The sequence below is a fragment of the Neptunicoccus sediminis genome (genome assembly GCF_001719615.1).
GTDB classification, from domain to species: domain Bacteria; phylum Pseudomonadota; class Alphaproteobacteria; order Rhodobacterales; family Rhodobacteraceae; genus Amylibacter; species Amylibacter sediminis.
In genome coordinates this window covers 253,118-266,283 of sequence record NZ_MDVX01000003.1, presented here as the reverse complement: position 1 = coordinate 266,283, position 13,166 = coordinate 253,118, and the positions used below count along the sequence as shown (strand labels likewise).

At 58.5% G+C, this 13,166-nt stretch carries 15 protein-coding genes and 1 tRNA gene; 13 read left to right on the top strand and 3 right to left on the bottom strand.

Translation table 11 applies throughout. The features are described 5' to 3' along the window. From odhB to BFV97_RS07740, 6 genes are all read left to right on the top strand, one after another. A complete protein-coding gene (gene odhB, locus BFV97_RS07765; protein ID WP_069299767.1) occupies positions 1-1,542 on the top strand; it encodes a 2-oxoglutarate dehydrogenase complex dihydrolipoyllysine-residue succinyltransferase in 1,542 nt (513 codons plus the stop codon). 81 nt (positions 1,543-1,623) lie between these two features. After that, the gene (locus tag BFV97_RS07760; RefSeq protein ID WP_069299766.1) at positions 1,624-2,010 is read left to right on the top strand and encodes an MAPEG family protein; all 387 of its coding nucleotides are present in this window, start codon (positions 1,624-1,626) and stop codon (positions 2,008-2,010) included. A gap of 102 nt (positions 2,011-2,112) precedes the next feature. Then, the gene (locus tag BFV97_RS07755; RefSeq protein ID WP_069299765.1) at positions 2,113-2,523 is read left to right on the top strand and encodes an MAPEG family protein; all 411 of its coding nucleotides are present in this window, start codon (positions 2,113-2,115) and stop codon (positions 2,521-2,523) included. Further along, positions 2,520-3,173: a VOC family protein gene (locus BFV97_RS07750; protein WP_069299764.1), complete on the top strand. Its 654-nt coding sequence runs from the start codon at positions 2,520-2,522 to the stop codon at positions 3,171-3,173. Before BFV97_RS07755 ends, BFV97_RS07750 begins: the two co-directional genes overlap by 4 nt. A 20-nt stretch (positions 3,174-3,193) precedes the next feature. Beyond that, positions 3,194-4,582 carry a dihydrolipoyl dehydrogenase gene (gene lpdA, locus BFV97_RS07745; protein ID WP_069299763.1) on the top strand — a complete coding sequence of 463 codons (1,389 nt, stop codon included), beginning with the start codon at positions 3,194-3,196 and terminating at the stop codon, positions 4,580-4,582. Between the two features lie 6 nt (positions 4,583-4,588). Then, positions 4,589-5,317: a sulfite exporter TauE/SafE family protein gene (locus BFV97_RS07740; RefSeq protein WP_069299762.1), complete on the top strand. Its 729-nt coding sequence runs from the start codon at positions 4,589-4,591 to the stop codon at positions 5,315-5,317. A gap of 3 nt (positions 5,318-5,320) precedes the next feature. Here the strand turns inward: BFV97_RS07740 and BFV97_RS07735 are convergent, their stop codons facing one another. Both BFV97_RS07735 and BFV97_RS07730 read right to left on the bottom strand, forming a co-directional pair. After that, on the bottom strand, positions 5,321-5,971 hold the full coding sequence (locus BFV97_RS07735; RefSeq protein ID WP_069299761.1) for a GntR family transcriptional regulator: 651 nt from the start codon (positions 5,969-5,971) through the stop codon (positions 5,321-5,323). 210 nt (positions 5,972-6,181) lie between these two features. Then, positions 6,182-6,868 (bottom strand): M48 family metallopeptidase, encoded by a 687-nt coding sequence (locus tag BFV97_RS07730; RefSeq protein ID WP_069299760.1) that lies wholly within the window; start codon positions 6,866-6,868, stop codon positions 6,182-6,184. Between the two features lie 156 nt (positions 6,869-7,024). Here BFV97_RS07730 and BFV97_RS07725 point away from each other — a divergent pair, with 156 nt between their 5' ends. Then, positions 7,025-7,363 carry a TIGR02300 family protein gene (locus BFV97_RS07725; protein ID WP_069299759.1) on the top strand — a complete coding sequence of 113 codons (339 nt, stop codon included), beginning with the start codon at positions 7,025-7,027 and terminating at the stop codon, positions 7,361-7,363. A 75-nt stretch (positions 7,364-7,438) separates the two neighbouring features. Then, a tRNA-Ala gene (locus BFV97_RS07720) sits at positions 7,439-7,514 on the top strand. Between the two features lie 301 nt (positions 7,515-7,815). On the opposite strand, the gene BFV97_RS07715 is transcribed toward BFV97_RS07720, so the two are convergent. Beyond that, positions 7,816-8,658, bottom strand: a complete 843-nt coding sequence (locus BFV97_RS07715; RefSeq protein ID WP_069299926.1) for a LysR family transcriptional regulator — start codon at positions 8,656-8,658, stop codon at positions 7,816-7,818. Between the two features lie 107 nt (positions 8,659-8,765). On the opposite strand from BFV97_RS07715, the gene BFV97_RS07710 reads away from it, so the two are divergent. From BFV97_RS07710 to BFV97_RS07690, 5 genes are read left to right on the top strand one after another with little or no spacing between them, the layout of a single operon-like run. Next, on the top strand, positions 8,766-9,365 hold the full coding sequence (locus tag BFV97_RS07710; protein WP_069299758.1) for an amino acid synthesis family protein: 600 nt from the start codon (positions 8,766-8,768) through the stop codon (positions 9,363-9,365). Further along, positions 9,337-10,113: an alpha/beta fold hydrolase gene (locus BFV97_RS07705; RefSeq protein ID WP_069299757.1), complete on the top strand. Its 777-nt coding sequence runs from the start codon at positions 9,337-9,339 to the stop codon at positions 10,111-10,113. Before BFV97_RS07710 ends, BFV97_RS07705 begins: the two co-directional genes overlap by 29 nt. Then, complete coding sequence (locus BFV97_RS07700; RefSeq protein ID WP_069299756.1) at positions 10,113-10,607, top strand: flavin reductase family protein; 495 nt, start codon at positions 10,113-10,115, stop codon at positions 10,605-10,607. The genes BFV97_RS07705 and BFV97_RS07700 overlap by 1 nt, the downstream gene beginning before the upstream one ends. A 24-nt stretch (positions 10,608-10,631) precedes the next feature. Further along, a complete protein-coding gene (locus tag BFV97_RS07695; RefSeq protein WP_069299755.1) occupies positions 10,632-11,666 on the top strand; it encodes an LLM class flavin-dependent oxidoreductase in 1,035 nt (344 codons plus the stop codon). Positions 11,667-11,674: 8 nt separating this feature from the next. Continuing rightward, on the top strand, positions 11,675-13,153 hold the full coding sequence (locus BFV97_RS07690; protein ID WP_069299754.1) for an aldehyde dehydrogenase: 1,479 nt from the start codon (positions 11,675-11,677) through the stop codon (positions 13,151-13,153). Positions 13,154-13,166: the final 13 nt, after the last annotated feature.

Below are 13,166 nucleotides of genomic sequence, written 5' to 3'. Positions count from 1 at the left end.
ATGGCCGACGTAAGAGTACCAACTTTGGGCGAAAGCGTAACCGAAGCGACCATCGCCACATGGTTCAAACAACCCGGCGACAGTGTAGCCGTGGACGAAATGCTGTGCGAACTGGAAACGGATAAAGTCACCGTCGAAGTTCCCTCTCCTGTGGCGGGCACGCTGGGTGAAATCGTTGCCGCAGAGGGCGAAACCGTTGGCGTTGATGCGCTGCTGGCCGTGATCAGCGAAGGCGGCGAAGCGACCGAGGCTCCGGCCAAGAAAGATGCCCCCGCAGACGCAAAAGACGATGCTCAGCCTGCGGACAACACAGCCAAACCGGCTGAAGGCGGCGAAGAGGTTCCCGTGATGGTTCCCGCCCTTGGCGAGAGTGTCTCCGAGGCCACCGTTGCCACGTGGTTCAAAGCCGAAGGCGATGAAGTGGCGGCGGATGAAATGCTCTGCGAGTTGGAGACTGACAAGGTCTCTGTTGAGGTTCCTGCCCCTGCCGCCGGTATCCTGAGCAAGATCTACGCCGGGGACGGTGTGACGGTCGAAGCGGGCGGCAAGCTTGCGCTGATTTCAGCGGGTGCCGCCGGTGGCGCTGCCAAATCCGAACCACAGGCCGTTGCTGCAACCGCTTCGCCACAGGTGACAAGCGACGGCATGAAAAACGCGCCTTCTGCTGAAAAACTGATGGCAGAAAAAGGTCTGACAGCGGATCAGGTCACAGGCACGGGCCGTGACGGACGGATCATGAAAGAAGACGTGCTTAAGGCCGAAGCCTCTGGCGGGGCGTCCAAACCGGCAACCGCTACACCACCACGGGCGGCGGCATCGGCTCCGGTTGCGGCGGATCAGGCCGGACGCGAGGAACGGGTGAAAATGACCCGCCTGCGTCAGACCATCGCGCGTCGTCTGAAAGACAGCCAGAACACCGCCGCCATGCTGACCACCTACAACGAGGTGGACATGACAGAGGTGATGGCCCTGCGCAGCGAATACAAAGAGCTGTTCCAGAAGAAACACGGTGTAAAACTGGGCTTTATGTCCTTCTTTACCAAAGCCTGTAACCACGCCCTGAAAGAAGTCCCCGAGGTGAACGCCGAAATCGACGGCACCGAAATTGTCTACAAGAACTACGTGAACATGGGTATCGCCACAGGCACGCCAACAGGTCTGGTGGTTCCGGTGGTCAAGGATGCGGACAGCCTGTCCTTTGCCGAGATCGAAAAGGAAATCGCCCGTCTGGGTGGTCTGGCCCGCGACGGCAAACTGTCTATGGCAGATATGCAGGGCGGCAGCTTTACCATTTCCAACGGCGGTGTGTACGGCTCGCTGATGTCTTCGCCCATTCTGAACCCGCCGCAATCGGGTATTCTGGGGATGCACAAGATTCAGGACCGCCCGATGGCGATCAACGGTGAAGTTGTCATCCGTCCGATGATGTATCTGGCCCTGTCCTATGATCACCGCATCGTGGATGGCAAAGGGGCTGTGACCTTCCTTGTACGGGTCAAAGAAGCGCTGGAAGATCCCCGCCGCCTGCTTATGGATTTGTGATTGCGATAGGCTGATCCCCGCCCTACCGTGAAAGGCAGGGTGGGGTTTGCCCACCGCAAAACCAGCCAAAGGAGAATACCCATGACCTCCGAATTATCCATACTTGCCCTCTATGGCTTGCTTGTCATTCTGACGATTGTTGTGCAGGCGTCATTTGGTGCGGCGCAACTGGGCCTGCCCTATCTGGCGACCGCCCGTGACGAAGGGCGGGAACTGTCCGGCATGGGCGCGCGCGTTGAACGCAGTCTGAACAATTCAGTCGTTGCACTGGCGCTGTTCGCCCCTGCGGTTCTGATTCTGGCCGTAACCGGCGCAACCACAGCCAGCACCCTGCTGGCCGCTCAGATATTTTTGATTGCGCGTATCCTCTATGCGCCGATTTACTGGTTCGGCATTCCTTGGCTGCGCACGCTGGTCTGGGCCGCCGGTTTCCTTGCCACCATCTATCTTTATCTCGCGGCGCTTTGACCCTGACATGACCCCAAGCGCCCCCCATTTGCATCCCCGACACACACCCCGTGTTCCTGTCGGAGGTGCAGCACTCTGCCGGACCGGATCGGACCAGAATTAATGAGTACAGAGATCACAGTCCTGACCTATGCGGCCCTGCTGCAAGTGGTGCAATTCGCGCTGATGTCGATTACGGCCAATCTGGACGTGGGACCGGGCAAGACCATGTCGCCACGCGACCCCTCCCGTTTGGGCAAGCCGGTGCAGGAATTGCTATCCGAAAAGCCGGGCCGCCTGTTCCGCGCCTTTAACAACCATTTTGAAGGGCTGATCCTGTTTACCATCGCCGTCGTGGTGGTGACTCTGGGTGAGCAGTCTACCGGCTTTACCGCGATTTGCGCTTGGGTCTATCTAGGCGCCCGTATCCTTTATGTTCCGGCCTATTACTATGGCCTCGCGCCCGGTCGTTCGATCATCTGGTTCGTCGGGTTCCTTGCAACCCTCTTCATGCTGCTGGCTGCACTGGTATGATTGCGCTCGACCATATTGCGCTGGCGGCAGCCACCCTGTCCGAAGGCGTTGACTATGTAAAAGCCCGAAGCGGCGTGACTGTGCCGTTCGGCGGTGCCCATCCCGGTCGCGGCACCCACAACGCGCTGACCGCTACGGGCGGGGGCAGTTATCTGGAGATCATCGCCCCTGACCCCGAACAGGATGAACCACAAACCCCGCGCCTGTTTGATCTGGACGCCGCATCCACCCGCGCAGCCCTGAAGGCGGGGCCGCGTATCCAGACCTATCTGCTGCGCACCGATGACATCGAACGGGATATGGCGATCTACCGCGAACACGGTTTTGACCTTGGCGACTCCGTGACCGCGTCACGGGGCGATCTGCGCTGGCACATTGCGCTGCGCCCCGATGGGAAACTCAACGCCCAAGGCGCGGTTCCGGTGCTGTTGCAATGGCCCGAAGGCCCCCATGTAAGCGAGAGCATGGATACACAGGGCCTGACCCTGCACCGGCTTGAAATCCGCACCCCGCTGGCGGACGAACTGACATCGCTCTACCGTGCCCTTGGCCTAGTAGACGACCGAATTGAGGTGATCCCCGCGGCAACACCCGCGATCACCGCAACCTATCAAACCCCAGACGGCACACTGGCCGTATTGGGCGACTGACACCTAAAAGGAGACCTATCATGGCAGACTATGACGTAATCATCATCGGTGGTGGCCCGGGCGGCTATGTCTGTGCGATCCGCTGTGCGCAACTCGGCCTGAAAACCGCCTGTGTCGAAGGCCGTGGCGCCCTTGGCGGCACCTGTCTGAACGTGGGCTGCATCCCGTCCAAAGCCCTGCTGCACGCCTCCCATATGCTGCACGAGGCAGAGCATAATTTCGCCAAAATGGGTCTGAAAGGCAAAAGCCCCTCTGTGGATTTCAAACAGATGCTGGCCTATAAAGACGAGACCATCGCTCAGAACACCAATGGTGTTGAATTCCTGTTTAAGAAGAACAAGATCGACTACCTGCGCGGCTGGGGCAAGATCACCGGCAAGGGCGAGGTTTCCGTTGATGGCGAAGTGCATAAGGCGAAAAACATCGTCATCGCCACAGGCTCCGAACCGTCTGCACTAAAAGGTGTTGAAGTGGACGAGAAAGTCGTCGTGACCTCTACAGGTGCGCTGGAACTGCCTAAAGTGCCCAAAACCATGGCTGTTATCGGTGCCGGCGTGATCGGGCTGGAGCTCGGCTCTGTCTACTCCCGTCTTGGCACTGAAGTGACCGTGATCGAATACCTCGACCACATTACGCCAGGCATGGACAAGGAAACCGGTAAGGCGCTGCAACGGGTGCTGAAAAAGCAGGGGCTGAAATTTGTTCTCGGCGCCGCTGTGCAAAGCGTTGAAGCCAGCAAAACCAAAGCCAAACTGGCCTATGAAACCCGCAAGAAAGGTGAATCCGTCACGATTGATGCGGATGTGGTTCTGGTCGCAACCGGCCGCAAACCCTTCACCGACGGCTTGGGCTTCACCGAATTGGGCGGCGAGATGACCGAACGGGGTCAGATCAAAACCAACGACACTTGGGGCACAAACATTGACGGTGTATACGCCATTGGTGACGTGATCGAAGGTCCGATGCTCGCCCATAAAGCGGAAGACGAAGGCATGGCCGTGGCGGAACAGATTGCGGGCAAGCATGGCCACGTGAATTACGGCGTTATTCCCGGCGTGATCTACACCACCCCCGAAGTGGCCTCTGTCGGTAAAACCGAAGAGCAATTGAAAGAGGAAGGCGTGGACTACAAGGTCGGCAAATTCCCCTTCATGGGCAACGGCCGCGCCAAGGCAGTGCATCAGGGCGATGGTTTTGTAAAACTTCTGGTAGATAAAAAGACCGACCGGATTCTGGGGTGTCACCTGATCGGCCCCTCCGCCGGTGATCTGATCCATGAAATCTGTGTGGCGATGGAATTTGGCGCCTCTGCGCAGGATGTGGCGCTGACCTGTCACGCCCATCCGACCTTCTCTGAAGCGGTCCGTGAAGCTGCACTGGCTTGCGGCGACGGCGCTATTCATGCGTAACGCCTAGTGGAACTCGCCCTTCTGGCCGCCGGCGCGATTGCCGGCGGTTTTGTAAACGGTCTGACCGGATTCGGCTTTGCCTTGATGTCTGCCGGATTCTGGCTGATCGTGCTTCCCCCGACCACTGTTGTTCCCTTGATGGCCACCTGCATGGCCTGCGGCCAACTGCTAACCATGCCACGGATCTGGCGGATGATAGAGGTGAAACGCGCTCTGCCTCTGACGCTGGGTGGATTGATCGGCGTGCCCTTCGGCATCGCCCTGCTGCCCCTTGTGCCACTGCCCCAGTTCAAAGCGGGCGTGGCCCTTTTGATCTGTCTGAACCTGCTGTTTGTGCGCGTGCTGCAAAACCGCCTGTCCCTGCCCCGACAGGCAGAGCGGTTTCACTTTCCCGTGGGTATTCTGGCGGGCGTATTTGGCGGAATTTCTGCGCTGTCCGGTGTGGTGACGACAATCTGGGCGGGCTTGTTCGGGTGGAGCAAACAGGAAAAGCGCGGCGTATTCCAAGCCTTTAACCTGTCGATGGGGCTGTTTTCACTTAGCCTGTTTGCCTATTGGGGGTTTCTGGACAAGCAGTTCTTTTACACCGCCCTGTTCGTGATCCCGCTAACGCTGCTTGCTGCGACCATCGGGTTGCGGGTGTTTGAACGGATGGGAAATGCGGGGTTTAGCAAGCTCATCCATCTGTTGCTGGGACTGTCGGCGCTGAACCTGCTGGTCTCGGTGTTTTTCTAGGGGTCAGCTCCCGAGCATACGCAAACCTTGGGTCACATCGGCCCGAATAGCCAGTTTCAGCCCCGGTTCGTCCCCCGCCCGCAAAGCCGCAATCGCGGTGCGGTGGTTTCCGGCGGCATTCGGGCGCTGCAATCGGGCATAAAGGGCGCTCATCGTCGGGCCGAGCTGCAACCACACGGTTTCTACCATCGCCAACATCGCCGGAGCCTGCGCCCGCAAGTAAAGCGTGCGATGGAACTCCAGATTGCTGCGGATGTAGCCCACAGCGTCCTTTTTTACGATCATCTGTTCGATGGTGGTGTTGATATTCTGAAGCCGTTCAATCAAAGCCAGATGCGCCCGAGGCTGCGCCCGCGCGGCCAGTTCCGGTTCCAAAAGTGCACGGATGGAGGCCAGTTCCTCAATCCGCTCGGTGCTAAGCTGCGGCGCGGACACGCGACCGGTTTTGGACAGGGACAGCGCCCCTTCGGCTGTCAGACGGCGCACGGCCTCTCGTGCGGGGGTCATGGAGACGCCATACGTATCGGCAATGCCGCGTATGGTAATCGCCTGCCCGGGCGTGATCTCGCCGTGCATAATCTCGGAACGCAAGGCGCGGAAGACCCGCTCATGGGTGGGGGTAGAGGTTTCTGCGGGACGATCGGGTTTGCTCATGGATTTTTTGTGATCACAATCTGGGGCTTTGTCAATGTCAGATTAGGCGGAAATTCAGGCGCACGTGTGGAAACGGCGCTTATCCGATACGGGCTGCGAAACGGGTAATTGTTCCGATCACCCTGCAAATATGAAGCGTCTTAATCGACGCGTCTTATATGAAGCTTCATATATGACGCTTCATATCTGCAGGGTCATACGAAAAACATCTTACAAAACAATTCGATGCAACAACGCGCCGTTATCCCGCAGCCACTGCCTCTGCGCCTGATAGTCCGGATAGACCGCCGCCACATGCGCCCAGTAAGCCGCCGAGTGGTTCATCTCCAGCAAATGACACACTTCATGGGCGGCCACATAATCCTGAACCCCGCGCGGCGCCATCACCAGACGCCATGAATACATCAGATTACCATCACTGGTGCAGGACCCCCAACGGGACCGCGTATCGCGCAGGGTAATCCTAGAGACCTTTCGCCCCACCATCGCCGCATAGCGTTCAGAGGCCTGCGACAGACGATCCCGCGCAAGTGTCTTTAGGTAAGCCCGCAGCTTTCCGGCCAGTTGCTCCTCGGTTCCCGGAACCAGCAGCGTCCCCTCTGAAAACTCAACGGTGCGCCCCTGCCCCTGTGTCAGCGCGACAGGCATTCCGTCGATCAGGATCGTTCCACCAAATGCAGGGATAACCCGGTCGGGCTGTTTGTCGAGATGCTTGCGCATCCAGCCCTCTTGCGCGGTCGCAAAGGCCATCGCATCCCGTTTGGCCGCCCGCTTTGGCATGGTCAGGCTAACCGTCCCGTCCACATTGGAAATACGCAGCGAGAACCGCCGCGCCCGCGCGGATTTCTTCAACACAACAGCAATGGGCGGCGCCCCGATTTCAAAACTCTCCGGCATGGGCATATCCTTAGCGCCGCCTGTGCCAGAGGCAATCCCAAAGCAGCGCCCAAAGCGTGGTCAGGGTAAAAATCCCCATTCAGCCTTTGACAACACTCTTGCTCTATGGCAGTTGGCTGCGATACTCGCAAAAACAGTGTACCAAGGGGTTATCCAATGGCAAAAGAAGAATGGGGAGTGAAACGCGTTTGCCCTGAAACCGGCAAGCGTTTCTACGATCTCGGCAAAGACCCGGTCGTCAGCCCCTACACCGGGAAAGAATATCCTCTGTCCCACTTTGTGTCTGACAAGTCGAAAACGACGATGGCAGACAAGGAAGACAAATCCGCGATCAAGAAAGCCACCGAGGCTGATGATTCTGATGATCTCGACGTGCTCGACGATGAGGACGACGTGGATGTGGATCTGGGCGATGACGTGCTCGAAGATGACGACGATGAGACCGTTCCGCTGGAAGAAATTGCGGATGTTGCATCTCCGGATGACGATAGCTGAAAAAAAATGGATTTTCCGCTTGCACCTGCAAGCGGGTTTTCCTAAACACCACAGGCGCACTGAAGAGTACGCATCGGGGCCTTAGCTCAGCTGGGAGAGCGCTTCGCTGGCAGCGAAGAGGTCAGGAGTTCGATCCTCCTAGGCTCCACCAAAACCTTCCTTTCTATTGTAAGCGTTTTGAGTGGGTTACGGAGAAATCCGACCCCTGTCTGCTATATGGCTATAGCCGGATTTTTCTGTAATTTCTTAATAAAAACTACAGATTTTTAGGACCTATTACCGACGCAACCGAAACCGCACTTCCTGCTTCGATTTGAAAAACATCGACGCCGCATCAGCGTCCTGATATTGCCGATTCGCCCCCTAGCGACGCCTGTGTCGCCTCCCTGTCTTAATCCGTTGCCCAATCTGATTCTGGGTCGGCTCCGCGCACCGGAATCACAACGAATCCGTCACGCCTGCCCCTGCTCCATTATCCAGTCGCGAAACAGTCGGGCCGTAGGATTACGTTCATCTGCCCGCAGAAAATACCCCTCCTGCGAAGGTGCCACGCGGCCGTGGGCCAGCACCAGCGCACCGGAGGCAAGGGCCGGATAGGACAGCACCTCACTGACCAGCGCCACCCCGTTGCCATGCACCGCCATATTCAGCGCCGCCCCGAAGGAATCTACATAGATTTGCGGGACCAATTCGGGCATTTCGGCGGTTTTCCAGTTTTTCCACCCCGACGAGGTGCCCACAGCTTCGATCAGCGGCAGATCCTTCAGTTCGCCCGCCAGATGCGGCGATTTCATCGCCACCAGACCGCTCGGTTCCAGCAAAACCGCGCCTTGCCCGAACTGCTTGTGTGACCCGAACGGGATCTCCACATCGGCGCGAATGGTGTTGAAATCATCGGGCCAGATCGTGCTGAGAAACCGGAAACGGATGTCGGGGTGGCGCTTGGTGAAACTGGGAAGCCGTGGCGCAATAAACCATTGCGCCACCGTTACAGAGCACGCGATGGTCAGCAGGTTCTGCGTCGATCCGGTTTCAAAAGACCGCGCAGCAGCCCCGAGCGTTTCAAGCGCAGATGTCACCTGCGGCATCAGTTTTCGCCCGTCATCAGTGATCATCAACCCCCGCGCCTGCCGGATGAACAAGGCAACGCCAAGCCTGCTTTCCAGTGATTTTACCTGCTGGCTGACGGCAGATTGGGTCATGCCAATTTCTTCCGCAGCAGCGGTAAAGCTCAGATGTCGGGCGGCCGCTTCAAAGGCGCGGAACCACGTGAGCGGCGGCAGGGATTTGGCCATGATCAATCCATCCATTAGTAAGACTTATACCTAAGCCTGCAAATCCTTCGTTTGTCAAATTTTCCTGTGCGGACAATGATCTGTGCAACGCTGTGAAGGAATACACCATGCAACCGGAAATCCGAAAGATCGTCACCTTTGACGAAGAAATCCTGATCGAAGGCTTCAAACCCGCCAAGACGCCATGGCGCATGTTTGCTGTGGCGGCTGTTGTGAAAAACCCTTGGGCGGGACGCTATGTCGAAAATCTCAAGCCCGAGATTATGGCCTATGGCCCTGTTCTGGGCGAATTGATGACAGAGCGGATGATCGCGCTGGCAGGGTCCGGAGAGAGTATCGAAGCCTATGGCAAAGCGGCAGTTGTCGGTCTGAACGGCGAGATCGAACATGCCTCCGGCCTGATCCACACCCTGCGCTTTGGCAACCACTACCGCGAAGCCGTAGGCGCGAAATCCTATCTGGCTTTCACCAACACCCGTGGCGGGGCCAATGCGCCCATTGCCGTGCCGCTGATGGACAAGAACGACGCGGGCCGCCGGTCCCATTATCTGACCATCCAGTTCGCCATTCCCGATGCCCCGCGCGACGATGAAATCGTTGTGGTGCTGGGCGCTGCGATGAACGGACGGCCACATCACCGGATCGGTGATCGCTATCAGGATCTGAAGGATTTGGGACATGATCTGGACAATCCGGCCGCGGTCTGAAACCGGCGCTCTGGCAGCAATCACCGCAGGAAAAGGGCCGCTTGTGGTTCTGATCCACGGGGTTGGCTTGCGGGCAGAAGCTTGGGGCGCACAGATCGACGCGCTGGCGCAGAATTACCGCGTGTTGGCGGTGGATATGCCCGGACACGGAGAAAGCCTGCGTTTTACGGAACAGCCCACGCTTGCCTCTTACACGGGGCGGATCGCGGAAATTATCGACGAACCGGCCACGGTGATCGGCCATTCCTTTGGCGCAATGATTGCGCTTGATCTGGCAATCCGGCATCGTTGGAAAATCACCGGTGTGGCTGCGCTCAGTGGGATTTACCGCCGTAGCCCGGACGCCCGCGCTGCGGTCGTAGCCCGCGCGGACAGTCTGAACGGTGTCAGCACTGCGGACCCAGCGATACCGCTTGACCGTTGGTTTGGTTCTGAAATTTCAAAGGAACGCAAAGCCTGTGAAAGCTGGCTGCGCAAAGCTGATCCGCGCGGTTATCGCGATGCCTACCGCGTCTTTGCGCAAGAAGACGGACCACAGGAAAGCGATCTACAGGCCCTGCACTGCCCCGCATTGTTCCTCACCGGCGGGCGAGAGCCGAATTCGACCCCCGCCATGTCCGAACAGATGGCCGCACTTGCACCGCAAGGACGGGCCGAAATCCTGACCGACGCGGCCCATATGGCCCCGATGACTCACAGTGCCGATGTAAACCGGATTTTGACCGGATTTTTGAAGGAGACCTGCTGATGCCCCCCATTGATCCCAAAGAACTGCGCGTGGCGTTTGGCAGCTATCCGACCGGCGTCACAGTGGTGACAGCGCGACGGGCGGACGGAACGCCCATCGGTTTTACCGCCAATTCCTTTTCATCCGTATCGCTCGACCCGCCGCTGCTGCTGGTCTGTCCGGGCAAATTTCTGTCAAACTATACCGCCTTTTCGGAATGCTCCCATTTTGCGGTGAATGTGCTGGCACAGGGACAGGATGACATCGCGGATATTTTTGCCCGCTACAAAGGCGACCGCTTTGCGCAGGTAAATCACCGGATCGACGCCCGCGGTCTGCCCCTGATCGACAATGCCGCCGCACAGTTTTCCTGTCAGACCCACCAATCAATCCCAATGGGCGACCACAGCATTCTGATCGGTCAGGTGCTGGCTTTCACCCAGAGCGACACGCTTGGCCTTGGCTATGGCGGGGGCCGCTATCTCAACTTCGCACCACAAATCGCCGCGCAATAGATCACCCCGCAGAGGATACATCCGATGGAATTTTCACTGTTTGCCCACATGGAACGGATCACACCGGACCAGAGCCACGCCAGCCTGCGGGACGAACTGATCGCGCTGGCGAAAATGGCGGATGACGGCGGCATGCGGGCGATCTGGACGGGGGAACATCACGGCATGGATTTCACCATCGCGCCCAACCCGTTCCTGACCCTTGTGGACCTCAGCCATCACACCAGGAACCTGCGTCTTGGCACAGGCACCGTTGTGGCCCCCTTCTGGCATCCGATCAAACTGGCCGGCGAAGCTGCCGCCGCCGATCTGATCACTGACGGACGCATCGAAATCGGCATTGCGCGCGGGGCTTATTCCTATGAATACGAAAGGCTTCGCCCGGGGCTGGACGCGTGGGAGGCCGGACAGAGAATGCGCGAAACCGCCCCCTTGCTGCGCCCGCTCTGGGACGGGGATTGCATCCATGAGGGGGAGTTTTACCAGTTCCCGTCAACCACCTCTGCCCCCAAACCGCTGCAGGAAAACGGTCCGCCGATCTGGATCGCGGCGCGGGATATTAACAGCCACAGTTTCGGCGTGGAAAACGGCTTTAACATTCAGGTTACACCGCTCTGGCAGGGGATTGGCGAAATTCAAAGCCTGATGGAAAAGTTCAACGAGGCGTGCACCGCCTATGACGGTCCCCGCCCCAAAATCATGCTGCTGCACCACACCTATGTCGCCGCCGATGACGCCGACACCGCGCGTGCCGCAAAAGAGCTGTCGCGGTTTTACAATTATTTCGGTGCATGGTTCAAAAACCAGCGGCCCGTGCATCAGGGGTTGATCGAAACCCTGTCAGAGGATGAAATGGCCGCAAACACGATGATGTGCCCCGAAAACATGCGCCGCGATCTGACCATCGGCACCGCACAGGAAGTGATCGACCGGATCAAACGCTATGAGGATCTGGGCTATGACGAATACGCCTTCTGGGTGGACAGCGGCATGGATTACAGCCGCAAGCGGGACTCGCTTGCACGGTTTATTGACGATGTAATGCCCGCTTTTGCTTAAGGATTGAAATGACTGATCTCCCCCACTTCCAGCTTTATATTAATGGCACCTTTTGCGAAGGGCATGACGGGCAGGTTCTGCGCTCTGCTAACCCCGCCACCGGAGAGGACTGGGCCAGTTTCGCCTGCGCCGCACCGCAGGATGTGGACCGCGCGATCAAGGCAGCCCGCCGCGTTCTGGACGATCCGGCTTGGCGCGACATGACCCAGACGCAAAGGGGCAAACTGCTGCACCGGCTGGCGGATCTGATCGAACAGAACGCAGAAAAACTGGGGCGGATCGAGACCACCGACAGTGGCAAGCTGCTGGCCGAAACCGCCAGCCAGACCGGCTATGTCGGGGATTATTACCGCTATTACGCGGGGCTGGCGGATAAGATCGAGGGCGCGGTTCTGCCTATCGACAAGCCCGATATGCACGTCTTTACCCGTCGCGAACCTATCGGTGTAGTGGTAGCCGTTGTGCCGTGGAATGCGCAGATGTTCCTGACCGCAACAAAACTTGGCCCTGCATTGGCGGCGGGCTGTTCGGTGGTGCTGAAAGCATCCGAAATTGCGCCCGCCCCCATGCTGGAGTTTGCCAGACTGGTGGATCAGGCCGGTTTTCCGCCCGGTGTCGTATCCGTGATTACCGGAGATGCAGAGAATTGCGCCATTCCGCTGACCCGCCATCCGGACGTGGACCGGATCGCCTTTACCGGCGGCCCTGATACCGCGCGCCATGTGGTGCGCAACTCTGCCGAGAATTTCGCCGTCACTTCGCTGGAACTGGGCGGTAAATCCCCGATCCTTGTGTTTGAGGATGCGGATCTCGACAGTGCGGCAAACGGGTTGATCGCAGGGAACTTCGGCGCCTCGGGGCAAAGCTGTGTCGCCGGATCGCGGGGGTTGATACAACGTTCGGTGCTGGCTGATTTGATTGAACGGATCGCAAAAGCCAGCGCAGGCATAATAGTCGGTGATCCGCTGGAGTCTGCCACCCATGTGGGGCCGCTGTGCACCCCAACGCAGATTGCGCGGATCGTCTCAACGCTCGCCAAGGCGCGGGAACAGGGGGCAAGAATCCACTTTGGCGGTGCGCCGCTGGAGCGTGCGGGCAATTATATGGCACCGACGCTGGTGGAATGTGCGGATCACAGCATCGCTACGCTGAACACCGAACTTTTCGGCCCAGTCATGTCGCTGCTGCCCTTTGATACCGAGGAGGAAGCGATTGCGCTGGCCAACAGCACCCCCTACGGACTGGGTTCAGGGGTGTTCACCCGCAGTCTGGCTCGCGCGCACAGGGTGTCGGACAGGTTGAAAGCGGGGATTTGCTGGATCAACACCTACCGCGCCGTGTCCCCCATTGCGCCCTTCGGTGGCACCAATCATTCAGGCTATGGACGTGAAGCGGGCATGGATGCGATCCACGATTACACCCGCACCAAAACCACGTGGATCAACACCTCTGATGCGCCAATGGCGAACCCCTTTGTGATGCGGTAAGGCGCGAAACCGC